General features: G+C 66.4%; 22 protein-coding genes. 9 read left to right on the top strand and 13 right to left on the bottom strand.

Annotated elements, in window-relative coordinates; genetic code table 11:
• Positions 1-136: 136 nt before the first annotated feature.
• Positions 137-1,135 (bottom strand): type I glyceraldehyde-3-phosphate dehydrogenase, encoded by a 999-nt coding sequence (gap, locus tag AB4061_RS11565; RefSeq protein ID WP_043349563.1) that lies wholly within the window; start codon positions 1,133-1,135, stop codon positions 137-139.
• A gap of 97 nt (positions 1,136-1,232) precedes the next feature.
• Positions 1,233-3,269: a transketolase gene (tkt, locus tag AB4061_RS11570; protein WP_441633798.1), complete on the bottom strand. Its 2,037-nt coding sequence runs from the start codon at positions 3,267-3,269 to the stop codon at positions 1,233-1,235.
• Positions 3,270-3,399: 130 nt separating this feature from the next.
• Here tkt and AB4061_RS11575 point away from each other — a divergent pair, with 130 nt between their 5' ends.
• The 4 genes from AB4061_RS11575 (at position 3,400) to AB4061_RS11590 (ending at position 6,150) form a co-directional block, all read left to right on the top strand.
• Positions 3,400-4,236, top strand: coding sequence for a spermidine synthase (locus tag AB4061_RS11575; RefSeq protein WP_441633800.1), 837 nt, complete (start codon positions 3,400-3,402; stop codon positions 4,234-4,236).
• 72 nt (positions 4,237-4,308) lie between these two features.
• Entirely contained in the window at positions 4,309-4,749 is a 441-nt protein-coding gene (locus AB4061_RS11580) for a VOC family protein (protein ID WP_441633802.1), read from the top strand.
• Positions 4,749-5,507 carry a 16S rRNA (uracil(1498)-N(3))-methyltransferase gene (locus AB4061_RS11585; RefSeq protein ID WP_441633804.1) on the top strand — a complete coding sequence of 253 codons (759 nt, stop codon included), beginning with the start codon at positions 4,749-4,751 and terminating at the stop codon, positions 5,505-5,507. The genes AB4061_RS11580 and AB4061_RS11585 overlap by 1 nt, the downstream gene beginning before the upstream one ends.
• Positions 5,508-5,559: 52 nt before the next feature.
• Entirely contained in the window at positions 5,560-6,150 is a 591-nt protein-coding gene (locus AB4061_RS11590) for a YidB family protein (RefSeq protein ID WP_441633806.1), read from the top strand.
• An 82-nt stretch (positions 6,151-6,232) separates the two neighbouring features.
• Here the strand turns inward: AB4061_RS11590 and AB4061_RS11595 are convergent, their stop codons facing one another.
• From AB4061_RS11595 to AB4061_RS11605, 3 genes are all read right to left on the bottom strand, one after another.
• The gene (locus AB4061_RS11595) at positions 6,233-6,832 is read right to left on the bottom strand and encodes a barstar family protein (protein WP_441633808.1); all 600 of its coding nucleotides are present in this window, start codon (positions 6,830-6,832) and stop codon (positions 6,233-6,235) included.
• Positions 6,829-7,185, bottom strand: a complete 357-nt coding sequence (locus AB4061_RS11600) for a ribonuclease (protein ID WP_318230911.1) — start codon at positions 7,183-7,185, stop codon at positions 6,829-6,831. Before AB4061_RS11600 ends, AB4061_RS11595 begins: the two co-directional genes overlap by 4 nt.
• Positions 7,186-7,592: 407 nt before the next feature.
• Positions 7,593-9,917 carry an NADP-dependent malic enzyme gene (locus tag AB4061_RS11605; protein WP_441633810.1) on the bottom strand — a complete coding sequence of 775 codons (2,325 nt, stop codon included), beginning with the start codon at positions 9,915-9,917 and terminating at the stop codon, positions 7,593-7,595.
• A 274-nt stretch (positions 9,918-10,191) separates the two neighbouring features.
• Here AB4061_RS11605 and thiL point away from each other — a divergent pair, with 274 nt between their 5' ends.
• From thiL to AB4061_RS11620, 3 genes are all read left to right on the top strand, one after another.
• Complete coding sequence (gene thiL / locus AB4061_RS11610) at positions 10,192-11,172, top strand: thiamine-phosphate kinase (RefSeq protein WP_441633812.1); 981 nt, start codon at positions 10,192-10,194, stop codon at positions 11,170-11,172.
• Positions 11,173-11,277: 105 nt separating this feature from the next.
• Entirely contained in the window at positions 11,278-11,844 is a 567-nt protein-coding gene (locus tag AB4061_RS11615; RefSeq protein WP_441633814.1) for a phosphatidylglycerophosphatase A family protein, read from the top strand.
• Positions 11,845-11,883: 39 nt separating this feature from the next.
• Positions 11,884-12,381 (top strand): CinA family protein, encoded by a 498-nt coding sequence (locus tag AB4061_RS11620; protein WP_441633816.1) that lies wholly within the window; start codon positions 11,884-11,886, stop codon positions 12,379-12,381.
• 48 nt (positions 12,382-12,429) lie between these two features.
• Here AB4061_RS11620 and pyrF read toward each other — a convergent pair whose 3' ends face one another.
• On the bottom strand, positions 12,430-13,248 hold the full coding sequence (pyrF, locus tag AB4061_RS11625) for an orotidine-5'-phosphate decarboxylase (protein ID WP_441633818.1): 819 nt from the start codon (positions 13,246-13,248) through the stop codon (positions 12,430-12,432).
• Between the two features lie 187 nt (positions 13,249-13,435).
• Between pyrF and AB4061_RS11630 the strand changes: the two genes are divergently transcribed.
• Both AB4061_RS11630 and corA read left to right on the top strand, forming a co-directional pair.
• On the top strand, positions 13,436-13,573 hold the full coding sequence (locus AB4061_RS11630; RefSeq protein WP_441633820.1) for a hypothetical protein: 138 nt from the start codon (positions 13,436-13,438) through the stop codon (positions 13,571-13,573).
• A gap of 500 nt (positions 13,574-14,073) precedes the next feature.
• Positions 14,074-15,036, top strand: coding sequence for a magnesium/cobalt transporter CorA (gene corA, locus AB4061_RS11635; protein ID WP_043349592.1), 963 nt, complete (start codon positions 14,074-14,076; stop codon positions 15,034-15,036).
• A gap of 38 nt (positions 15,037-15,074) precedes the next feature.
• On the opposite strand, the gene mtgA is transcribed toward corA, so the two are convergent.
• From mtgA to AB4061_RS11670, 7 genes are all read right to left on the bottom strand, one after another.
• Positions 15,075-15,776 carry a monofunctional biosynthetic peptidoglycan transglycosylase gene (gene mtgA, locus AB4061_RS11640; protein WP_441634024.1) on the bottom strand — a complete coding sequence of 234 codons (702 nt, stop codon included), beginning with the start codon at positions 15,774-15,776 and terminating at the stop codon, positions 15,075-15,077.
• Positions 15,777-15,868: 92 nt separating this feature from the next.
• The gene (gene aroE / locus AB4061_RS11645; RefSeq protein ID WP_441633822.1) at positions 15,869-16,744 is read right to left on the bottom strand and encodes a shikimate dehydrogenase; all 876 of its coding nucleotides are present in this window, start codon (positions 16,742-16,744) and stop codon (positions 15,869-15,871) included.
• Positions 16,745-16,761: 17 nt separating this feature from the next.
• Positions 16,762-17,631 (bottom strand): energy transducer TonB, encoded by an 870-nt coding sequence (locus AB4061_RS11650; protein ID WP_441633824.1) that lies wholly within the window; start codon positions 17,629-17,631, stop codon positions 16,762-16,764.
• Between the two features lie 162 nt (positions 17,632-17,793).
• The gene (locus AB4061_RS11655; protein WP_441633826.1) at positions 17,794-19,962 is read right to left on the bottom strand and encodes a ribonuclease catalytic domain-containing protein; all 2,169 of its coding nucleotides are present in this window, start codon (positions 19,960-19,962) and stop codon (positions 17,794-17,796) included.
• 183 nt (positions 19,963-20,145) lie between these two features.
• Positions 20,146-20,886, bottom strand: coding sequence for a 3-oxoacyl-ACP reductase FabG (fabG, locus tag AB4061_RS11660; protein WP_441633828.1), 741 nt, complete (start codon positions 20,884-20,886; stop codon positions 20,146-20,148).
• Positions 20,887-20,914: 28 nt separating this feature from the next.
• Positions 20,915-21,556, bottom strand: coding sequence for a chorismate--pyruvate lyase family protein (locus AB4061_RS11665; RefSeq protein WP_441633830.1), 642 nt, complete (start codon positions 21,554-21,556; stop codon positions 20,915-20,917).
• A gap of 7 nt (positions 21,557-21,563) precedes the next feature.
• Entirely contained in the window at positions 21,564-22,202 is a 639-nt protein-coding gene (locus tag AB4061_RS11670) for a YqiA/YcfP family alpha/beta fold hydrolase (RefSeq protein ID WP_441633832.1), read from the bottom strand.
• Positions 22,203-22,206 lie beyond the last annotated feature (4 nt).

Raw genomic sequence — 22,206 nt, forward strand, 5'->3', positions numbered from 1 at the left:
CCTTCGTCCTTTTGCCAAGATCCTGGCAAAAGGACCCGCCCAGGCTTCCGATAGCTGGAGTTGCAAGCAGACGACAAGACGGCATCCCAGGGAATGCCGCCTTGTTCCGTGCGCAAACCAACCTATCCCGGCAAACTTACTTGGCGACCACGCGAGCCATTTCCAGCACCTTGTTGGAATAGCCCCACTCGTTGTCGTACCAGCTCACGATCTTGACGAAGGTCGAGTCCAGCGCGATGCCGGCTTCAGCGTCGAAGATCGAGGTGCGTGCATCGCCGCGGAAATCCGTGGCAACCACCTTGTCTTCGGTGTAGCCCAGCACGCCCTTGAGCGCGCCCTGGCTCTGTGCCTTCATTTCGGCGCAGATCTCGGCGTAGGTGGCACCCTTTTCCAGCTCGACGGTCAGGTCGACCACCGACACGTCGGAGGTCGGCACGCGGAACGACATGCCGGTCAGCTTCTTGTTCAGCTCGGGAATCACCACGCCCACAGCCTTGGCAGCGCCAGTGCTCGACGGGATGATGTTTTCCAGGATGCCGCGGCCACCGCGCCAGTCCTTGTTGGACGGGCCGTCGACAGTCTTTTGCGTGGCGGTGGTGGCGTGCACGGTGGTCATCAGGCCGCGCTTGATGCCCCACTTGTCGTTCAGCACCTTGGCGACCGGCGCCAGGCAGTTGGTGGTGCAGCTGGCGTTGGAGATGATCGCCTCGCCCTTGTACGTGCCGTGGTTCACACCGTACACGAACATCGGGGTGTCGTCCTTGGACGGTGCCGACATGATCACCTTCTTGGCGCCCGCGTCGATGTGCTTCTGCGCGCCTTCCTTGGTCAGGAAGATGCCGGTGGATTCGATCACCACGTCGGCGCCGATCTCGCCCCACTTCAGCTCGGACGGATCCTTGACGGCGGTCAGGCGGATTTTCTTGCCATTGACGATCAGGGTGTTGCCGTCGACCGACACTTCGCCGTCAAAGCGGCCGTGCACCGAGTCGTACTTAAGCATGTAAGCCAGGTAGTCGGGTTCGAGCAGGTCGTTGATGCCGACGACTTCGATTTCCTTGAAGTTGGCGGCGGCTGCGCGGAACACCATGCGCCCGATGCGGCCGAAGCCGTTGATGCCGATCTTGATGGTCATGTTTATCTCCTGAGTAGGCTAACGATCGATGGATGCGGGAAAGCGTCTGCCGGCCCGCGCAGCCGAGTCGACCGCTGCGCGGGCCCGGGAATACCTGTTACTGACCGAGCGTGTCGCGCACGGTGCGCACGACGTTCTCGACCGTGAAGCCGAAGTGCTTGAACAATACGCCAGCGGGGGCCGATTCGCCGAAGGTGTCGATGCCCACCACGGCCTGGACCTGGTACTTCCACCAGAAATCCGTCACGCCGGCCTCGACCGCCACGCGCGGCACGCCGGCCGGCAGCACGGATGCCTTGTAGGCAGCGTCCTGCTTGTCGAATACCGTGGTTGCCGGCACCGAGACCACGCGCACGTGCACGCCGTCGGCAGCCAGTTGCTCGGCGGCGCCCACGGCCAGGCCGACTTCCGAGCCGGTGGCGATGATCACGGCATCCGGACGGCCGGTCTTGGGATTGTTGCCGGCGCGCAGTACGTAGCCGCCCCGCGCGATGTTGGCACGGGTGGCGTCGTCACGCGTCTGGAACGGCAGGTTCTGGCGGCTGAAAATCAAGCAGCTCGGGCCGTTCTCGCGGCGCACGGCCTGGGCCCAGGCCACCGCGGTTTCGGTGGTGTCCGCGGTACGCCACACGTCCATGTTGGGGATCAGGCGCAGGCTGGCAACGTGTTCGATCGACTGGTGGGTCGGGCCGTCTTCGCCCAGGCCGATGGAGTCGTGGGTGAACACGAACAGCGTGCGGATCTTCATCAGCGCCGCCATGCGCAGGGCATTGCGGCTGTAGTCGGAGAAGGTCAGGAAGGTGCCGCCGTAGGGGATGTAGCCACCATGCAGCGTGATGCCGTTCATGATGGCGCTCATGCCGAACTCGCGCACGCCGTAGTTGATGTGGTTGCCCCAGGCATCGCCGCGCACGGCCTTGCTGCCGGACCAGTTGGTCAGGTTGGAGCCGGTCAGGTCGGCCGAGCCACCCAGGAATTCCGGCAGCACCGGCGCGAGCGCCTCGATGGTGTTCTGGCTGGCCTTGCGGGTGGCGATGGTTTCTGCCTTTTCCTCGCACTTGGCCAGGAACGCGTCCACGGCGGCATCGAACGCGCCGGGCAGCTCGCCGCGCATGCGGCGCTGGAATTCACCGGCTTCATACGGGAAGCGCTCTGCATAAGCCTCGAACAGCGCGTTCCAGGCCTTTTCCAGCGAACCGCCGCGGGCCTTGGCATCCCATGCCGTGTAGACTTCGGCCGGCAGCTCGAACGGGGCGTGGGCCCAGCCCAGCGCTTCGCGCGTGGCCAGGATTTCAGCGCCACCAAGCGGCGCGCCGTGCACATCGTGGCCACCCTCCTTGTTGGGCGCGCCCTTGCCGATCAGGGTACGGCAGCAGATCAGGGTCGGACGGTCGCTGTGCTTGGCTTCGGCGATGGCGGCATCGACGGCGGCGGCGTCATGGCCGTCCACCGCGCGGATCACGTTCCAGCCGTAGGCTTCAAAACGCTTCGGGGTGTCGTCGGCGAACCAGTGCACCACGTCACCGTCGATCGAGATGCCGTTGTCGTCCCAGAGCGCGACCAGCTTGTTCAGCTTGAGCGTGCCGGCCAGCGAGCAGGCCTCGTGGCTGATGCCTTCCATCAGGCAGCCGTCGCCCAGGAACACATAGGTGTGGTGGTTGACGATGTCGAAGCCCGGGCGGTTGAATTCCTCGCCCAGCAGGCGTTCAGCCAGCGCCATGCCGACCGCGTTGGTCAGGCCCTGGCCCAGCGGGCCGGTGGTGGTTTCCACGCCCGGGGTGATGCCATATTCCGGGTGGCCTGCCGTCTTGCTGTGCATCTGGCGGAAGTTCTTCAGCTCGCCCAAGGGCAGGTCATAGCCGGTCAGGTGCAGCAGCGCGTAAAGCAGCATCGAGCCGTGGCCGTTGGACAGCACGAAGCGGTCACGGTCAGCCCACTTGGGGTTGCTCGGGTTATGCTTCAGATGACGGCCCCACAGCGCAACCGCGATATCCGCCATGCCCATCGGCATGCCGGGGTGGCCTGAATTGGCCTGCTGGACGGCGTCCATGGCCAGGACGCGGATGGCGTTGGCCATGAGTTGGACGGGCTGCGAAGCGTGCGGACTGGCGGCGGGATGAGCGAGGTGAGACATGCGGCGGGAACCTGGCGGCGGGAAAAGCGCAATTTTACCAGATCAAAGGGGGGAGTTAGGCCACCCGGCGGCCCCGCCTGGCGGCCATCTGCAATGGACCGAATGGCTTTCCCCTGGCGTTGGCACCACCTTGGGCCAGATTCGGCTGCTCGCGGCGATGCGCTCGCCGTACCAGCAAATCGAGATTGGCGAGCATCCCCGCTTTGGCCGGATCTTCCGCCTCGATGGCCGCATCATGAGCGCGGAAGGGGACGCCTTCATCCAGCATGAACTGATGGTGCACCCCATGGCGGTGGCCCATGGCGCGGCGCGCTCCGCGCTGGTGGTGGGTGGCGGCGACGGCGGCTCGGCGCATGAATTGCTGCGCCTGCCCTTCATGCGCGAGGTGGTGGTGGCCGAACTCGACCCCGATGTCGTGACACTGGCGCGGGCCTGGCTGGACGGCATCCACCAGGGCGCCTTCGACGATCCACGCGTGCACCTCGCCATCGGTGACGCACTGGGCCTGATGGAAGCCTTTGGCCGCGCGGGGCGGCAGTTCGACCTGATCGTGTTTGATTTAACCGAGGCCGACGACGGCAGCCCGGCGGCGGCGCTGTTCTCCGCCCACGGCCTGCAGACCGCGCGGCGCTGCCTGGCGCCCGGCGGCGCGCTGTCCCTGCACCTTGGCCCGCCGGAACACCGGCCCGGTTCGGTCCGCGTGCTCGCCGCGCGCTTGCGGCAGTGCTTTGCGCAAGTCCATCCCATCACCACCTTTATCCCCGTCTACGGCGCGCAATGGGCCGTCGCGCTGGTCAGCGACACCCTCGATGTGCGCGGCGCCGATGCCGCGCAACTCGACGAGCGGCTGCGCGCGTGGAAGCTCGATCGCAAGCTGCGCTGCTACCACGCCGCGCTCCATCCAGCCTTGTTCGCCCTGCCTCTGCACCTGCAGGCGCTTTTCGACAGCGCCTGCGCTCCCGCGTAAGATGCTCACTCGCACCGCGAGTCTTGCCGCCCAGGCAAGCCCCGCGCGGCTTCCCGTAACCAGGAGACGATCATGACAAGACCGGCCAACACCCCCTGGCTCACCCCCTACCTGACGGTCGGCAACGGGCGCAGCGCGCTCGACTTCTACCACCGCGCCTTCGGTTTCAGCGCGGGGAACGTGGTCGACGAGAACGGTGTACCGACCCACGCCGAGATGCACTACCAGGGCGAGCTCATCGTGATGTTCGCGCCCGAAGGCGCCTGGGGCAGCACCGCGCGCTCGCCCCGCTCGCTCGGCGTCGAATGCCCGCAGACGTTCTACGTCTACTGCGACGATGTCGACGCCATGCACGCGCGTGCCGTCGCCGCCGGCGCGGTCAGCCTGATGGCGCCCGCCGACCAGTTCTGGGGCGACCGCTACTGCATGGTCGAGGACCCCGATGGCTACCGCTGGGGCTTCGGCAAGCCGGTGGACAAAGCCGCCGGCAAGAACGAGGACGGATCCGCCTGATGCCACCTCGCTTTTTCATCGATGCCGCGCTGGCTGCCGAGACCGACATGCCGCTGCCCGAAGCCGTGGTACGCCATGTCCAGGTGCTGCGGCTCAACCCGGGCGACGACATCACCCTGTTCGACGGGCGCGGCGGCAGCCATGCGGCTACCCTGGTCGAAATCGGCAAGCGCCATGCGCTGGCGCGGATCGGCAGCCACGATCCGTTCGAGGCCGAGCCGCCGTTCCGCGTCACCCTGGCGCAGGGGCTGGCGGGCGGCGACAAGATGGACTGGCTGATCGAGAAATCCGTCGAGCTTGGCGTTGCCGCCATCCAGCCGCTGCAGGCGGCCCGCTCAGTGGTCCGGCTCTCGGGGGAGCGGGCGCAGAAACGCCAGGCGCACTGGCAGGCGCTGGTCGAGGCCGCATGCGAGCAATGTGGGCGCAATCGCTTGCCGGAGGTCGCACCGGTCGCTAATGTGGAATCCTGGCTGGGCCTGCAGGCGAAGCCTGCAGCGGTCCAAGGAGGGGCACGGCTGCTGGTATCGCCGCGGGCCTCGCAGTCGCTGGTAGCGTTTGCCACCGAGCAGCGCAATGCATTGCTGGACCACGGCGTGACACTGCTGATCGGGCCCGAAGGCGGGCTGGCGCCGGACGAGGAAGCGGCGGCGCTGCGCGCCGGTTTCACCAGCGTGTCACTCGGGCCGCGCATCTTGCGCACAGAAACAGCCGGGCTTGCTTGCCTGGCCACGCTCAACGCGGTACTGGGCGGATTTTGACGGCACCCGGGCCATCCCGGCCCGGCGCCACACTCACCGGAAGGAGTCGATCATGGGACTACTCGATAGCGTGCTGGGCGGAGTGCTCGGGCAGCGCGGCAGCGGCGAAGCGGGAGCTGGCGGCCTGAACCCGAAGATGATGATGGCGCTGGGGCTGCTGGCCATGCTGGCCATGCGCCATAAGGGCGGGGACAGCAGCGGCGGCGCCGCGCAGGATCCGGCCTCGGCAGGTGCGGGGGGCCTCGGCGGCCTTGGCGGACTGCTCGGCGGGCTGATGGGTGGCGGCGCGGCCGGTGGCGCACCAGGCGGCCTCGATCTGGGCGGATTGCTCGGCGGCCTGCTGGGCGGCCAGGCCGGTGGCGCGCCCGAGCTGGGCGCGGCGGCCGGCGGCATAGGTGCCTTGCAGCAGGTCCTGGCCCAGGCCGGCCTGGGCGAACAGGTCAATTCGTGGATCGGCACCGGCGCCAACCAGGCGGTCTCGCCGTCGGCGCTGGCCAGCGCACTGGGTGGTACCGGCGCGCTGGAGAGCCTGGCCGAAAAGACGGGCCTGTCCCAGGACGATGTCGCGGCCCATCTCAGCGAAGGACTGCCGGAGCTGATCGACAAGCTGACGCCGCAAGGCCAGGTACCGCCGGCGGCGTAACCCCGCGCCCTGCCGGCAAAGCAAAAGGCCCGCTGCTAGCGGGCCTTTTTTGCTTGCTGTCTTCGCTACAGGCGGCTGGCGCTCACGCGAAAGAGTAGAACACGCGGAACTGCACCTTGCGCTCGGCCCAGAACTCGGCCGCGTCGCGGAACACATCGAGCAAGACCTCGCGCCCTTCCTTGTCGAACTTCTGGGCAATCGGCAGGCCTTCGAGCACGATCACGAAGCCGGGCTGCGGGCCCGCCTTGTAAATCAGGTCGGTCAGGCAATCGGCCAGCGCATCGAAATTCTTGCCGAAATGCTTGGGAAAGAGGAAGTTGGTGGCGATGGTTTCCAGCACTTCCGCCTTGCTCTGGCAGTGTGCGCAGTTCGCATACAGGAAATGCTGGCCCAGCTCCACCGCGGCCTGCGCGAGTTCGGGCACGCGGAACGCGCGGATCGACTGGACGATGTTTGGACGCACCGTCTTGAACAGGGTCATGGCTCCCTCTTGGCTGCCGTCAGTGCCGGGTGCGGGAACGGGTGCGAGCGGCGTTTGTTGCGAGAGCTCGTTGCGGGGCATCGTCAACACGTTGTCGTAAAGATTCTGGGCCTGGGTCTGGGCCCGCTGCCAGCCATCTCCGGCGCCGCGCTCTTCGCGGGCGGCAAGGGCGTCGCCCAGTCCGAAAATGTCAGTCATCATTTGGCTATCCGTTTGAAACTGTTGTAGTGGTCGTCCGTGTAGTAACAGTCGTTGGTGGCGCGTTGATCACCGCCACATACGATCCGTCGTGCTCCTCGATTTCGGCTGTTTGTCTTCACCGTGTATTCGCGGTAGTAATTGCGCGACCTTTGCGGCAAGGCGCGCTCGTAGTTGCCGAACCTCGAGCCATCCTTGGCGTAGGGAAACGGGCCACCCGCTTCGATCCGCTCCAACGTGGACTGTGCCTCGTTGGGCAACTGTTGTACTGCGATGGTTCCCGTGCCGTCATCGGCCGCCTGGCGTGCCAGCACCGGCTGCGCCAGCGCACACGACAACGCCACGCCTGCCAGCACCCGGCTTGCCACTCGCGCCAGACCGGCGACTGAAATCCATTGTGATGCGCGCTGCGTCAAAGGAATCTGGGAACCCACGTTGCTTGTCTTGATTTGAGGACACCAACCAAACGATCCCGGCGCCGCTGCGCGGTTGCCGCGCCACCTAAACTGCCCATTTTGCCTGCGCCCCGGACTGCCTGCGCGTAAATCGACAGCTTCGTCGCGCGTGTAACGAGTGCGTACTTCAAAGGCATAAGGTTACGCCCATGCTAATAAATAATCAATCCCCGCCCCCGGGCAGAGTGGAAAACCTCAATTGTTTCAATATGTTAAGCAAATGTGTGTGCACACTGACGGGGTGCCGGCGGCAGTAAAAAGACAATAAAAAAGCCGGGCAAGCCCGGCTTTTCAAGACTAACAGCGGTTTAGCGCTTGGCTGCCGCGTCCACCACCACCAGCGACGTCATATTGACGATACGCCGCACCGTAGCCGAAGGCGTCAGGATGTGGACAGGCGCCTTGACGCCGAGCAGGATCGGCCCGATCGCCACATTGTTGCCCGCCGCGACCTTGAGCAGGTTGTAGGCGATGTTGGCGGCGTCGATGTTCGGGCACACCAGCAGGTTGGCCTCGCCCTTGAGGGTGCCGTCCGGCACCAATGTATCGCGCAGCTTCGGGTCCAGCGCGCAATCGCCATGCATCTCGCCATCCACCTCGAGATCCGGGGCGCGCTCGCGCAGGATCGCCAGGGTTTCGCGCATCTTCTGCGCCGACGGCGCTTCGGATGTGCCGAAGTTCGAATGCGACATCAGCGCCACCTTGGGGATGATGCCGAAGCGCTTGAGCTCTTCGGCGGCCATCAGGGTGATCTCGGCCAGCTGGCCAGCAGTCGGGTCGATGTTGACGTGGGTGTCGACCAGGAAGATCTGGCGGCCCGGCAGGACCAGCCCGTTCATCGCGGCGTACACCTCGTTGGTGCCACCCAGCACCTGGTCGATGTAGCGCAGGTGCGCGGCGGTGGTGCTGACCGTGCCGCAGACCATGCCGTCGGCCTCGCCCTGCTTGACCAGCATGGCGCCGATCAAGGTGGTGCGGCGGCGCATTTCCAGCTTGGCGTACTGTTGCGTGACGCCCTGGCGAGCCATCATCTTGAAGTACGCCTCGGAGTAGTCGCGGAAACGTGCGTCGTGCTCCGGGTTGACCACGGTAAAGTCGATGCCGCCGCGCAGGCGCAGGCCGAAGCGCTCGATGCGGTGGGCGATGACGGCAGGGCGGCCGACCAGGATCGGGTTGGCCAGCTTTTCGTCGACGATCACCTGCACCGCGCGCAGCACACGCTCTTCCTCGCCCTCGGCGAAGACGATGCGCTTCTTCTCCATGTCGACCTGGCGGGCAGCCGCGTAGATCGGCTTCATCAGGGTGCCGGAGTGGTACACGAACTGCTGCAGTTGCAGGCGGTAGGCGTCCATGTCCTTGATGGGGCGCGCGGCCACGCCGGACTTCATGGCGGCCTCGGCCACCGCCGGCGCGATCTTGACGATCAGGCGCGGATCGAACGGCTTCGGAATCAGGTACTCAGGGCCAAAGGACAGGTCCTGGATGCCATAGGCGGTGGCGACGATGTCGCTCTGCTCCTGGCGCGCGAGCTCTGCGATGGCATGCGCCGCGGCGACTTCCATCTCACGCGTGATGGTGGTCGCGCCGCAGTCCAGCGCGCCGCGGAAGATGAAGGGGAAGCACAGGACGTTGTTGACCTGGTTCGGGTAGTCGGTACGGCCGGTGGCGATCACCGCGTCCGGACGCACTTCCTTGACCAGCTCCGGCAGGATTTCCGGGTTGGGGTTGGCCAGGGCCAGCACCAGCGGCTTGTCGGCCATGCGCTGGACCATGTCCTGCTTGAGCACGCCGGCGGCGGACAGACCCAGGAAAATATCGGCGCCATCGATCACTTCAGCCAGCTTGCGCTTGTCGGTCTTTTGCGCGAAGCGGGCTTTTTCCGGATCCATCAGCTCGGCGCGGCCTTCATAGACCACGCCAGCCAGGTCGGTCACCCAGATGTTCTCGAGCTTCATGCCGAGGTCGAGCAGCAGGTCCAGGCAGGCCAGCGCCGCGGCACCCGCGCCGGAGGCCACCAGCTTGACCTTGCTGATATCTTTGCCGACCACGGTCAGGCCATTGACCACGGCCGCGCCGACCACGATGGCGGTGCCATGCTGGTCATCGTGGAAGACGGGAATCTTCATGCGCTCGCGCAGCTTGCGCTCGACGTAGAAGCACTCGGGCGCCTTGATGTCTTCCAGGTTGATGCCGCCGAAGGTGGGCTCGAGCGCGGCGATGATCTGCACCAACTTCTCGGGGTCCTTCTCGTCGAGCTCGATGTCGAACACATCGATGCCGGCGAACTTCTTGAACAGGCCCGCCTTGCCTTCCATCACCGGCTTGGAAGCCGCCGGGCCGATATCGCCCAGGCCCAGCACCGCGGTGCCGTTGGTGATCACGCCGACCAGGTTGCCGCGCGCGGTGTAGCGGAATGCATTGAGCGGATCGGCGACGATTTCCTCGCACGCGTAGGCCACGCCCGGCGAGTACGCCAGGGCCAGGTCACGCTGGTTGGACAGCGGCTTGGTCGGCGTAACGGAGATCTTGCCCGGGGTCGGAAACTCGTGATATTCCAGGGCAGCTTTGCGCAGCGCCTCACGCTGCTGCTGCTTCAGGTCGTCTTGGGGCGTGGGCTGCTGGGGACTGGTCATCGGCGCATCTTCCGGTCGGTGGAGCCGTTAATCACGTATGGGACACGAAATGGCGGGTCGGCTCCACGTACCCGCAGTCTCTTCCTTTGGAACCTGGCATTTTATATTGTGAAATATTATTTCACAATAAGCGTTTTGCGCGAGGCACCTTTGCGTTTCGGTACAATATGCCGCATGCCGCCAGCGCTGAACAGCAGGGCGAAACCCGCAGCGGCCGCGTCCCGGCGAGGTTTCCCTGGCCCTTCGCAGAATCTCCGCCGCCCCGACCCCCTCCATGCCCGATTCCTCCAGCGCCCAGCTCTCCGAGTTCGACCTGATCCGCCGCTTCTTTACCCGGCCCGCACAAAAGGCGGTACTGGGCGTGGGCGACGATTGCGCACTGATCGAAGGGCGCCCCGGCCACCACCTTGCCATCAGCACCGACATGCTGGTCAGCGGACGGCACTTCTTTCCGGACGTGGCGCCGCGCTCACTTGGGCACAAGGCGCTGGCGGTCAACCTGTCCGACCTGGCGGCCATGGGTGCCGAGCCCCGCGCCTTCACACTAGCGCTGGCGCTGCCCGATGCGCAAGCCGCATGGCTGTCCGAACTGGCCGCCGGCATGCTGGAACTGGCAGACGCCCACGGCTGTGAGCTGATCGGCGGCGATACCACGCGCGGCCCGCTGACGCTGAGCCTGACGGTGTTCGGCGACGTACCTGTGCATAAGGCGCTGCGACGCGATGCCGCACGCCCTGGCGACGATATCTGGGTCTCCGGCACGCTTGGCGATGCCCGCCTGGCGCTTGGCGACTTCCGGGGCGAATGGCTGCTGCCCGAGCCGGACTTCAGCCAGGTGCGCCCGCGCATGGACACGCCAACGCCGCGCATCGCGCTGGGCATGGCACTTCGCGGTGTGGCGCATGCGGCACTCGATATTTCCGATGGCCTGGTCGGCGACCTCGGCCATATCCTGGAGCGCTCCCAGGTCGGTGCCCTGCTCGATGTCGACGCCCTGCCCCGCTCGACGGTGCTGGCCAGCCAGCCGGAGGCGCGCCAGCTGGAATGCACCCTGGCCGGCGGCGACGACTACGAACTGTGCTTTACCGCACCCGTGGGGGAGCGCGACCACATTGCCGCCATCGGCGCGCGGCTCGGGCTAGCGCTGACGCGCGTCGGCGCCATCACGCCCGAGGCTGGCCTGCGCCTGGTTGACCGCGACGGCAATCCGAGCGCTTACAACGGCACCAGCTTCGACCACTTCGCGTCCCCCTGACAAGCCGGCGTCCGCCATGTCATCATGCAGCCATGCGGGGCACCAGACCCTGCCCGGACACGCCGTCCGGAATCATCCCATCCGAACCAGACGAGCCAACCCCTGATGTCCGCCTACCCACCCGGGCCTACCGCGCACGATCCCGCCCTGACCCTGGAAGCCGGCCAGGCCGCCAAGGTCACGCGCCCCACGGCGCGTTTCATGCTCTCGCACCCTGCTCACCTGATCGCGCTGGGCTTCGGCTCGGGGCTATCGCCGGTCGGGCCCGGCACGGTCGGCACGCTGTACGCATGGCTGTCCTACCTGGTGATCTCGATGTGGGTGCAGCCGGAAACCTGGCTGTGGCTGATCGTCGGCGGCTTTGTGCTGGGGCTCTGGGCGTGCGCGCGCACGGCACGCGACATGGGCGTGTTTGACCACGGCAGCATGGTCTGGGACGAGATCGTGGCATTCTGGCTGGTCATGGCCTTTGTCATGCCGACCGGGTTCTGGGGCCAGCTCGCGGCGTTCCTGTGGTTCCGCCTGTTCGATATCGTCAAGCCGGCGCCCATCGGGCATCTCGACCGTACGCTCAAGGGGCACGGCCTGCGCGGCGGCTTCGGCGTGATGTTCGACGACATCATGGCCGCCTTCTACACGCTGCTGGTGTTCGCCCTGTGGCGTTCGCTGTGATTGGCCACTCCCCCCAACCTATCTACTGAATCCGCCATCATGTCCGTCAGCCGCTTGCTCGACCAACTCGCCGTCCAGGTCGGAATCTCCCTGAACGAGAAGTCGCTGTTGCTCGCCACCGCGGAATCCTGCACGGGCGGCCTGGTGGCCGCGGCCGTTACCGATGTATCGGGTTCGTCAGGGTGGTTCGAGCGGGGCTTCGTCACGTACTCGAACGAGGCCAAGTCGACCATGCTGGGCGTGCCCGCCAAGCTGATTCGCGATCATGGCGCGGTCAGCGAGGAAGTGGCGCGCGCCATGGCCGAAGGGGCCCTGCTCAACAGCCGCGCCCAGGTGGCGTTGTCGATCACCGGCGTGGCCGGGCCGACCGGCGGCACGCCGGATAAGCCCGTGGGCATGGTGTGCTTCGGCTGGAGCAACCGCATTACCACCACGGTGGAAACGCAGCGCTTTCGCGGCGACCGGCAGCAAATCCGCCGCCAGGCTGCGGAATACGCGATTCGCGGCCTGATCGAGCTGGTCCGCAACGAGGCCTGAGGACTCAGGCACGCGCGGCGGCCGGCAAGCCGCCGGCAATGCGGCGGTTCAGCCCTGGCGGAAGCGATTGATGGTTTCGCGCGTTTGCAGCGCGACGTTGCGCGCCGCGGCAGCGAAATCCTTCTCGCGGCTGGCATAAAGAATGGCGCGCGACGAATTGATCATCATGCCGGTGCCAGCGACGGTGCGCCCGGCCCGCACGGTGGCCTCGATGTCGCCGCCCTGGGCGCCGATGCCAGGAATCAGCAGCGGCATGTCGCCCACGATCTCGCGCACCTTGGCAATCTCCGCGGGGAAGGTCGCCCCCACCACCAGCGCCATCTGTCCATTGGTATTCCAGCGCGTGGCGGCCGCCTCGGCCACCACCTGGTACACCGGCTTGCCATTCACCGGCAGGAACTGCACGTCGGAGCCGCCCGGGTTGGAGGTGCGGCAAAGCACGATCACACCGCGATCCGGATAGGCCAGGTACGGCTCCAGCGAATCCAGGCCCATATAGGGATTGACCGTGACCGCGTCCGCCCGGTAACGCTCGAAGGCTTCGATGGCGTATTGCTGCGCGGTCGAACCGATGTCGCCGCGCTTGGCGTCCAGGATCACGGGAATCCCGGGGTGGGCGTCATGGATATAGGCGATCAACTGCTCGAGCTGGTCTTCGGCGCGCTGCGCCGCGAAATAGGCGATCTGCGGCTTGAAGGCGCAGACCAGGTCGGCGGTGGCGTCGACGATCTCGCGGCAAAAGGAGAAGATCGCGCCGCCCGTGCCCGTCATGGACAGGGGCAGCTTGCCCGGGTCGGGGTCTAGCCCGACGCAGAGGAGGGAATCGTTGCGCTGCCAGGCTGCAGCCAGCTGCTCGGTGAAGGTCATGGGATGCTCGCTAATCTGGGTCGGCCGCGTCGGCTGCGCGCCGGGCTTGTCAAGCCGGGTCGGCGCTCCCCCGCGGCAACAGTCGTTCCTGCGATTTTACCCGCTGTGTGCTCTGTTCTGCCGTTCTTCCTCGATACAAAGAGCGGCGTCGCACACACAGGCCGGCCGGGGCCTGCGCACGCAATTGATGAAATGCAGCCAGATCGAGATGCCGATCGGCGTGCCGACCTTCCGGATGCTGGTGGCCACGCCGCCCTTCCTGCTGCCCTTCCTGCTGCTCGAACCGCTATTGTGGCGCTGGCGCCAAGGCGCGCGGGCGGCATAACAACGCACTGCGCGCCGGCGCCTCCCATTCACCCACATTTCACTTAACAATCCCCCCCTCGTTGGGCTACACTCGCGGCCATCATAATCCCGGAGAAACTACGTGGGCAGTAGCATCGGGTGTTCGTGTTGCCGCAGCCAGTTTGCGATCGCACCGAATGCCATGTCACTGCGGGCTGCGTAACGACGACCGCCGGAGCCGGCTTTATCCCGCTCCACCGCCTCGTCGGACTCGCCCGCAGCACATACTGCGGGTGAGTGTTCTTCCGTGTCCCTGACGGCCGCCGCCGCGCGCCGCTTCGTTCCGGACTAATCCCTCCCCCGGCTTGCCAGCCATGAACGGCAAACGCCATCGCCTTGCGCGCCCTTCAAGCGCACAGCGCGATCACGCTTGCCAGCGGCCCTGTGCTTCGCCGTTTTCGCGCGAAGCATGGGCTCGCCCCATGGCCGGCGAGCCAAGCCTGCGCGTTTCTTCGCCAAACGCAACAAGGAAGCCCTGGGATGATCAACCTGTTCGTCCTGCAGAAAGGCCGGCTCGCACAGGAGCAGGTCGACGATCGCAATGAACTTCTGCAGCACAAGCCGATCTGGATCGATGTCATCAGCCCCGATGACGAGGAACTCGCCTGGATCAAGGAAGCCTACGGCGTAGCCTTGCCGGAGCTGGAAGACCTGGGCGACCTGGAAGCCTCGGCCCGCTACTTCGAGGGCGAGGACGAGAACATCCATATCCGCACCGACTTCCTGCTCGACGAGGAAGACATCTCGCGCAACGTGCGCGTGGCGTTCGTGCTCACGCGCGACGTGCTGTTCTCCATTCACGACGAAGACCTGCCGGTGTTCCGGCTGGTGCGGCTGCGCGCGCGCATGCGCCCGGGCTCGGTGCGCAACGCCAAGGACGTGCTGATGGACTTGTACGCCACCGACGCGGAATATTCGGCGGACTCCATCGAGGAAGTCTACGAGCGGCTGGAGGAAGCCAGCAAGCGCGTGCTGGCGGAGAACGTGACCGATGCCGCGGCGGCCGACGTGCTGGAAACCATCGCCCGCGAAGAAGACTTGAACGGCCGCATCCGCCGCAACGTGATGGACACGCGCCGCGCGGTCTCCTTCCTGATGCGCAGCCAGCTGCTGTCGGCCGAGCAGCAGGACGAAGCCCGCCAGATCCTGCGCGACATCGACTCCATCGAGAACCACACCGCGTTCCTGTTCGACAAGATCAACTTCCTGATGGACGCCACGGTCGGTTTCATCAACATCAACCAGAACAAGATCATCAAGCTGTTCTCGGTGGTCTCGGTCGCGCTGATGCCACCCACGCTGATCGCCAGCATCTACGGCATGAACTTCAAGTTCATGCCGGAGCTGGACTGGGCCGCGGGTTATCCTTGGGCCATCGGGCTGATGGCCGTGTCGGCGGCGATCCCGCTGGTGTACTTCAAGCGCAAGGGCTGGCTAAGCTGAACGGCGCCTGATCGGCACCTGAATGCGCTGGCCCGGACTCAGTCGGGCAGCGTGGCCGCGCCCATGCGGCGCGCGATGATGTTGGCCTTGACCTTGAAGTTCACGCGCACATTGGCGCAGTACGCCTTCTTGTCGAAGCACTTCGGCGCCGGCAGCGCCGCGGCCAGGCGCGCTGCCTGGCCCACGCTCAGCTTGGCGGCGCTGGTCCTGAAGTAATGCTGGGCGGCGGCCTCCACGCCGAACACGCCCTCGCCCCACTCCACCGAATTCAAATAGATCTCGTAGATGCGCTGCTTGTCGAGCCAGAACTCGAGCATCCAGGTAATGGCCAGCTCCTGGCCCTTGCGCAGGTAGTGCTGCTCGGACGAAAGGAAGAGGTTCTTGGCCAGTTGCTGCGTGATGGTGGAGCCGCCACGCACGATATGCCCGCGCTTCTTGTTGCGCTCCCAGGCATCGAGCATGGCATCGAGTTCGTAGCCGGGATGGTTGACGAAGTCGGCGTCCTCGCTGGCGATCACCGCGCGCTTGAGGTTGCGGGAGACATCGTCATAGCCGACCCAGCGGCGGTCCACCTGGCAGCTCCAGAACTTGAAGCCGCACAGACGCCACTGCTCGGCCCGCATGAACGTCGTGGATGACGGGTTCACGGTTTGCCAGGCAGCGATCTGCAGGAAGAAATACACCTGCATGGCCAGCACGCCGGCGATCAGCGTGCCAAGCAGGTAGGCGAGCCAGCGCAGCGGGCTGAGGCCACCGCCCCTGCCGTCTTGAGCCGCCCCGGGACGGGCGGTGCGCTTGCGCTCAGCCATGTTCGAGCCAGCCGGCCGGCGCTTCAGCGCGCGGCTTCGGCCTGCAGCGCCGCGCGCAGCGTTGCCAGCACGGGCGCTGTGGCGGGCCGCACGCCCCGCCAGTTGTAGAAGGCCTCGGCGGCCTGCTCGACCAGCATGCCCAGCCCGTCGCTGGTGCGCGCGCCACATTGGGCAGCGAACTTCAGAAATATGGTGGGCTCCGCGCCGTACATCATGTCGTAGGCGAGCACGTCCTTGCCCAGCAGTTCCGCCGGCACCGGCGGCAACTCGCCCTGCAGGCTGCTGCTGGTGGCGTTGATGACCACGTCGCAGGCGTCTTCATCGGTCAAACCCGCCAGCGCGTCAAAACCACCGCCCCACAGCTCCACGCCGTACTCGTCCGCTTGCTGTGCCACGTTTTCCAGGATATCGCTGGCGCGCTGGGGCGTGCGGTTGGCCACCACGATGCGATCCGGCCGGCAGGCGATCAGCGGCAGCATGGCGCCCATGGCGGCGCCGCCCGCGCCCAGCAGCAGGATGCGCTTGCCTTCGAGCAAGGTATCGAGATTGACCTCGATGTCGCGCGTGAGGCCGACGCCGTCGGTGTTGTCGCCGTGGATCACGCCGTCCTCGATCCACATGGTGTTGACCGCGCCCGCGCTCTCCGCGCGCGGCGTCAGGCGCTCGGCGAGGTCGTAGGCTTCGAGCTTGAACGGCACCGTCACGTTCAGGCCGTGGCCGCCGCCGTCGAAGAAGGCGCGCACGGTGGCAACGAACCCATCGAGCGGCGCCAGCAGGCGCTCGTACTCGATGGCCTCGCCGGTCTGCTGCGCGAACGCGGCATGGATGGCGGGCGAGCGGCTGTGCGCGATGGGGTTGCCGATCACGACGTAACGGTCGGCGGGAGTCTGGGATTGCATAGTGTCAGGTGATGGCGTCATCGGGACTGCAGGCGAGTTTCCAGCCCACTGCGCGAGAACTTGAATGTAGAGATCACTTCGAGAATATCCTGGCGCGCCTGCATCTGCGCCGTGAACCCGCCGAACGGCGCCGCCGCCCGCACGATGGCAACCGCCTGGCGGTCCAGCACGGGATCGCCCGAGCTCTTGACCACGTCGATGGCGTCGATGTTGTAGCCATCGCGGTTATAGCCAAGCCGGCCTTGCCGGTTGACGTTGATCACCAGGATCAGTTGCCCGTAGATCGGCTTGCCATTGCGCTGGGGGAAATCGATGGTGCCGCGCGCTTCGATCTTCTGGCGCAGGCGGTCGTAGTACTGCGCGTATTCCACTTCCTGCGCGCTGGTGGCGGTGAGCTGGTAGCGCTTGGGCCGCTTGGCGTATTGCTCGAGGTTGCGGCCAATCTCGGCTTCGAGCTTGGCCATCTCGTCGAGCGAGGTGCGTTCGTCCTGGCCGCGCAGCGGGTTTTCCAGGCGCTGCTGGCCGGGCTTGAGCGGCTGGCTGTGCACGGACGGCGCGGCTTCGCGCGACTGCGTCATCAGGCGCTGCTGCTCCTGCTCCATCTGCTCCACGCGGCGCTGCATCTGGCGCACCAGGTCGCCGTCCTTGGTGACGGTCTGGGCCGGCAGCGGCGTGGTGGCGCGCTGCTGGTCGTGCTCGCCACCGCCGTCGAGGTTGGCCTGGGCCAGCACGGTGGGGTTCTGCGGACGCTGTGCCGATTTGGAATTGACCAGCACCACATCGAGCGCGGCATCGGTGCGCTTGATCTCGAACGCCTCCGGCGCCACCACGCGCACGGTCAGCAGCAACGCATGCGCCAGCAACGAGACGACCAGAGCCTTGGCCATCGTGCTGCTGGCGTTCCACCACTGGCGGGGAGAAAAAGCGGCTTTCACGATGGGCGGGACGTTGGCTGGGAAGCGTCGATCGGGCGAGACTGGGGCCGGGGTCCGTGGGACCCCGGGGTCAGACTGCGATTGTAAGGGAGCGCCTCGTTTTTTCCGAGGAACTCAGACCGCGCCGCCGGTGCCGGTGTCGCGTGTGTCCGACGCAGCGCCTTCGCTTGTGGCAGCTGCAGCACTCGCGGCTTCGTCGTCGCCGGTTTCCCCAGTGGCAACGTCAACCTCACCTTCAGCTGCCGCTTCGGTTGCCCCTTCGGCCGCGCCCTCGGCAGCGGCTTCGGCGGCCTCCTCGGCCGCGGCTTCAGCGGCGGCTTGCGCCGACACTTCGCCGGCTTCGTCGTCCCGCTCCATCTCTTCCTGCGGCAGCTCGCCTTCGCCGGCAAACACTTCCAGGACCCGGCATGACACTTCCAGCGAGATCTCGTCTATCGCGCCGATCTCCAGCAGCACCTGGGTGCCGCGCGAAGCCTGCATCAGCTCCGGCACGCGCGTGACCAGCGGGATCTCGGCAAAGCGCACCGCGCCTTCCTTGAGCACCGAGCCCATCAGGCGCTCGCGCTTTTCCTGCTGCAGCCAGCGCAGGCACCAGTAGCGCTCCATGGTCGACTGGTGGTCGGCATAAGCGGCGTAGGTGCCTTCGAAATCCGCCACCGCGGCCAGCAGGTCCGAATCCTTGGGCTTGAACGGCGCCACCAGCTTGGCCGTGATGCCATGCTGGGCGACTGCCAGGATCTGCCATTGGTTGACCAGGTCGACGTAGCGGCGCAGCGGCGAGGTGCTCCACGCATATTGCGCCACGCCCAGCCCCTCGTGGGGCGCCGGGTAGGTCTGCATGCGGGTGCGGTTCATGCCCCAGGCCTTCTGCGTGCGGTAGATGCCCGGCACACCGTTGTCGGCAAGCAGCTTGCCCCAGGTGCTGTTGGCCAGGATCATCAGCTCGGCGACGATCTTGTCGAGCGGGGAGCCGCGGCGGCGCTGCTCGATGCGCACGCGTTCGCCGCCGTCTTCCAGCAGGTCGATGTAGAAGCTGTAGTCGGCGCGGTTGTGCGACTCGGGGCGCAACCCGCTGGCAAGACGCGCCTTCTGGCGTTCGTCGTGCAGCCAGCCGGAGAAATGGAACAGCTGGGTCAGCGCGTCGCGGAACGGGTAGTCGCCGGTGCCGGCGGCCAGCGCGGCCTCGGTCACCACATCCTCAAGCAGGTTGTGGCGCAGGTTGGCCGCGATCTTGACCAGCTCGGCGCGGGTTTCGCTGCTGACGATCATCTGCAGGGCCGGGTCGTAGACCACGTACAGCGACAGGGCCGGGCACTCGCGCCCTTCCTGCAGCGTGTAGCGCTCCACCACCGAATCCGGCAGCATGGTGATCTTGTCGCCGGGGAAATAGACCGTCGACAGGCGATGGCGCGCCACGGCATCGAGCGGCTCGCCACGGCGGATGCCCAGGCCGGGCGCCGCGATATGGATGCCCACGCGGATCTTGCCGCCATCCAGCGGCGTGACCGACAGCGCATCGTCGATCTCGGTGGTGGTGACGTCATCGATGGAGAACGCCTCTACATCTGCACGCGGCAGGTCGCCGGCGGGTTCCGGCACGGCCACGTCGGGAAAGCCGGTGCCCTTGGGGAAGCACTCGGAGAGGAACTTGGCCTCATGCAGCGCGCGCGGGCTGGCAATGCCGCCCACCGCCACCATCAGCCGCATCGGCGACATGCCCAGCGCGGTGCAAGCGGCGTCCATCGCCTTGTATTCGAGGCTGTTCTTGTCGGGCTTGAACAGCAGTTGCAGTGCCTTGCCGCGGAACGCATCGGGCAGGGTCAGGGCCTTGAGCTGGTTCTCGTACTCGGCCTGCACCAGGGCTTGCTGCTTCTTGCGCTCGAGCGCGGCAAGCGCAGCCTTCAACTGGTCTTCCGGCGCGCGCTGGTAGCGCCCGCGGCCCTTGCGGCGGAAATAGACCGGATTGCCGTGCAGCGTCTGCGCCAGCGCGGCTTGCTGCACCACGCTCGCACCCGCGCCGTAGTACTCGGCAGCCAGGTCGACAAAGCCGAACTCGTCCTCCGATGCGCATTCCCACAGGAATTCCAGGTCAACCTCGCCGACCAAGTCGGCGGTCTGGCGCAACAGCTCGATCGCCGACGGCTGCGCGAACTGCAGCAATACGTCGCGCGACTTGACCTTGGTGCGCTTGCCCGCGGGCAGCTCCACCTGGTACGACTCGCCCTGCTGGGTCAGCACGGTGCCGGCGCGAATCTCGCCGCCTTCTTCGAACAGCAACTGCATGGATCGGTACTTTCAGAAATGCCGGGAACCGCACTTGGCAAACCAAGCACCCTGGCGCTTTGTCACGCCTGCGGGAACGGCCCGGTGAGAGAAATGGTGCAAGGCCGCCTTCAGGCAAGACGGCAACCGGACCTGAGATGATACCGCACCGCGCCGGCTGCAAGCCCGGCGCAGGGCGGGCTGTTACAGCGACATGCCGCCGCTGGCCTCGATCGCCACGCCATTGACGTAGCTGGCATCGTCGCTGGCGAGGAAGGTGTAGATGCTGGCGATTTCGGCCGGCTCCGCCAGACGGCGCAGCCAGCAAGACGATTTCATACCGTCCAGCACCTTCTCCGGCACGGTCTGCAGGATCTCGGTGGCGACGAAACCCGGGCACACCGCGTTGACGCGCACGCCCTTGGGGCCCAGCTCGCGCGCCCACGTCTTGGTGAAGCCGATCACACCGAACTTGCTCGCCGCATAGTTGGTCTGGCCGAAGTTGCCGTACAGGCCAACCACGCTGGAGGCATTGAGAATCACACCCTTGCCCTGCTCTGCCATGATGTCGGCCACGGCCTGGGCGCAGTTGAAGACGCCCTTGAGATTGACGTCGATCACCGCGTCGAACTGGGCTTCGGTCATCTTGGTCAGGCGTGCATCCTTGGTGATGCCAGCGTTATTGACAAGGATGTCGATGCGGCCGTGCCTGGCCAGCGTGGCCGCCACCATGGCGTCGACCTCGTCGCGGCGCGTCACGTCGACCTTGTGGGCGCTCACGGTGGCGCCTGAAGCGGCGAGCGTCCCGGCGGCGGCGCGCACGCGCTCCTCCTGCACGTCGCAAAGCACCAAGAGCGCACCTTCCGCGGCAAAGCGCTGCGCGGTGGCAAAACCGATCCCGGCGGCAGCGCCAGTGATGATGGCAACACGTCCCTGCAATTTCATGATGGTCGTCTCTTCTTCTTCGTCGCGATTATCGATCTGGGGAAAGTTCTTGTCCTGGATGGCTACCTGGCGGCTTCTGGCTGGAACCGCTCAGTTCCGGCGCGGGCCGCGCCAGCAGGTCGGGCAGGAATACCTCGGTCACCAGCATGACGCCGTCGCCACGCCGGAAGGCCGAGCGCCGCGCGGGCAACGCCGATGACGCAGCGAGTTCCCGCATGGCCGGCACGGCTAGTTCCAGCCGGCGCCGCAGCGGGTGATGCGCAAGCAGGCGCGCAAAGGCAAACGGCTCGCGCCGCACGCGGGGATCGACGAACAGCGCGCTGCCCAGCGGGCGCTCGCCCAGGCCGCGCAGGAACGGCCAGTCGCGCCGGGCATGGTCAGGCTTCACCACGGTATGGGCAAAGATGGCCGGCACCCCATCACAGATCAGCAGCACCTCGCGCGCCAGCGCGCGGCGACGGGCAGGCAGCCCCAGCGCCTGCCATTCATCGGCAAGGGCGAGTTCCATGCGCTGCGCCAGGCGGCGCACCCGAAAAGCGTCCGACGCCGCCACCAGCCGGGCAGTGAGCGAGCCATCACCGGTCACCCAGCGGCGCAGGTTAGCGCTGATGGCGGGATCTTCGGGTAGACGGGCGTGCCAACCACTGCGGCGCAGATGCGCCCCGTTCATGCCGCGTTCATGCCCGTGGCTCCGGGCCGATGGGGTCGATGGCGTCGCCCTGGCCGATCTGGCCATCGGGTCCATAGCCGCAGAAAGCGAGGACTTCGTCGACGTAGCCGGCAAATTCGCTGATGCCGTGGTCGCTGCCCTCGATGACGCGCGTGTGCGCGCCGGGGAAGGCCGCCAGCATCTCGCGGTAGTCCAGCACCTCGTCACCGGTCGCGGCCAGCAGGAAATAGCGCTCCGGCCGGGTGATGGGCTCGACCCGCAACGCCACAAGTTCATCCAGGTGGTGGCGTTCCACCCGCACCGAGCCACCGCCGTGCCAGAGCGGCTGGTCGCCCAGGTGGCGCTCCAGGTCGGTCCAGGGATGCACCGCCGGGTTAAGAAGCACTGCGCGGCAGCCGTGGCGCTCGGCCAGCCAGCGCGCATAGAAGCCGCCCAGCGAGGAGCCGATGATGGTAAGCGGCTGTGCGCCACCGGCCTGCGAGGCCGCGATGGCCGCTTCGGCCTGGGCGATAGCCTGGACCGGCGACACATTCAGCACCGGACAGGCGTAATAGCGTCCCACGCCCCATTCACGCATGCGCTCCTGGACCAGGCGCGCCTTGAAGGACTGTGGAGATGAGCGGAAACCGTGCAGGTATAGCAGCATGCCA

This window comes from Cupriavidus sp. YAF13 (assembly GCF_052113425.1).
In the GTDB taxonomy this organism is placed as follows: Bacteria; Pseudomonadota; Gammaproteobacteria; order Burkholderiales; family Burkholderiaceae; genus Cupriavidus.

What these genes read in the sequence shown, in the direction of transcription:
- gap (WP_043349563.1), bottom strand. Translation starts at nt 1,135, where the DNA reads ATGACCATCAAGATCGGCATCAACGGCTTCGGCCGCATCGGGCGCATG.
- tkt (WP_441633798.1), bottom strand. Translation starts at nt 3,269, where the DNA reads ATGTCTCACCTCGCTCATCCCGCCGCCAGTCCGCACGCTTCGCAGCCC.
- AB4061_RS11580 (WP_441633802.1), top strand. Translation starts at nt 4,309, where the DNA reads ATGACAAGACCGGCCAACACCCCCTGGCTCACCCCCTACCTGACGGTC.
- AB4061_RS11585 (WP_441633804.1), top strand. Translation starts at nt 4,749, where the DNA reads ATGCCACCTCGCTTTTTCATCGATGCCGCGCTGGCTGCCGAGACCGAC.
- AB4061_RS11590 (WP_441633806.1), top strand. Translation starts at nt 5,560, where the DNA reads ATGGGACTACTCGATAGCGTGCTGGGCGGAGTGCTCGGGCAGCGCGGC.
- AB4061_RS11595 (WP_441633808.1), bottom strand. Translation starts at nt 6,832, where the DNA reads ATGATGACTGACATTTTCGGACTGGGCGACGCCCTTGCCGCCCGCGAA.
- AB4061_RS11605 (WP_441633810.1), bottom strand. Translation starts at nt 9,917, where the DNA reads ATGACCAGTCCCCAGCAGCCCACGCCCCAAGACGACCTGAAGCAGCAG.
- thiL (WP_441633812.1), top strand. Translation starts at nt 10,192, where the DNA reads ATGCCCGATTCCTCCAGCGCCCAGCTCTCCGAGTTCGACCTGATCCGC.
- AB4061_RS11615 (WP_441633814.1), top strand. Translation starts at nt 11,278, where the DNA reads ATGTCCGCCTACCCACCCGGGCCTACCGCGCACGATCCCGCCCTGACC.
- AB4061_RS11620 (WP_441633816.1), top strand. Translation starts at nt 11,884, where the DNA reads ATGTCCGTCAGCCGCTTGCTCGACCAACTCGCCGTCCAGGTCGGAATC.
- pyrF (WP_441633818.1), bottom strand. Translation starts at nt 13,248, where the DNA reads ATGACCTTCACCGAGCAGCTGGCTGCAGCCTGGCAGCGCAACGATTCC.
- AB4061_RS11630 (WP_441633820.1), top strand. Translation starts at nt 13,436, where the DNA reads ATGAAATGCAGCCAGATCGAGATGCCGATCGGCGTGCCGACCTTCCGG.
- corA (WP_043349592.1), top strand. Translation starts at nt 14,074, where the DNA reads ATGATCAACCTGTTCGTCCTGCAGAAAGGCCGGCTCGCACAGGAGCAG.
- aroE (WP_441633822.1), bottom strand. Translation starts at nt 16,744, where the DNA reads ATGCAATCCCAGACTCCCGCCGACCGTTACGTCGTGATCGGCAACCCC.
- AB4061_RS11650 (WP_441633824.1), bottom strand. Translation starts at nt 17,631, where the DNA reads ATGGCCAAGGCTCTGGTCGTCTCGTTGCTGGCGCATGCGTTGCTGCTG.
- AB4061_RS11655 (WP_441633826.1), bottom strand. Translation starts at nt 19,962, where the DNA reads ATGCAGTTGCTGTTCGAAGAAGGCGGCGAGATTCGCGCCGGCACCGTG.
- fabG (WP_441633828.1), bottom strand. Translation starts at nt 20,886, where the DNA reads ATGAAATTGCAGGGACGTGTTGCCATCATCACTGGCGCTGCCGCCGGG.
- AB4061_RS11665 (WP_441633830.1), bottom strand. Translation starts at nt 21,556, where the DNA reads ATGAACGGGGCGCATCTGCGCCGCAGTGGTTGGCACGCCCGTCTACCC.
- AB4061_RS11670 (WP_441633832.1), bottom strand. Translation starts at nt 22,202, where the DNA reads ATGCTGCTATACCTGCACGGTTTCCGCTCATCTCCACAGTCCTTCAAG.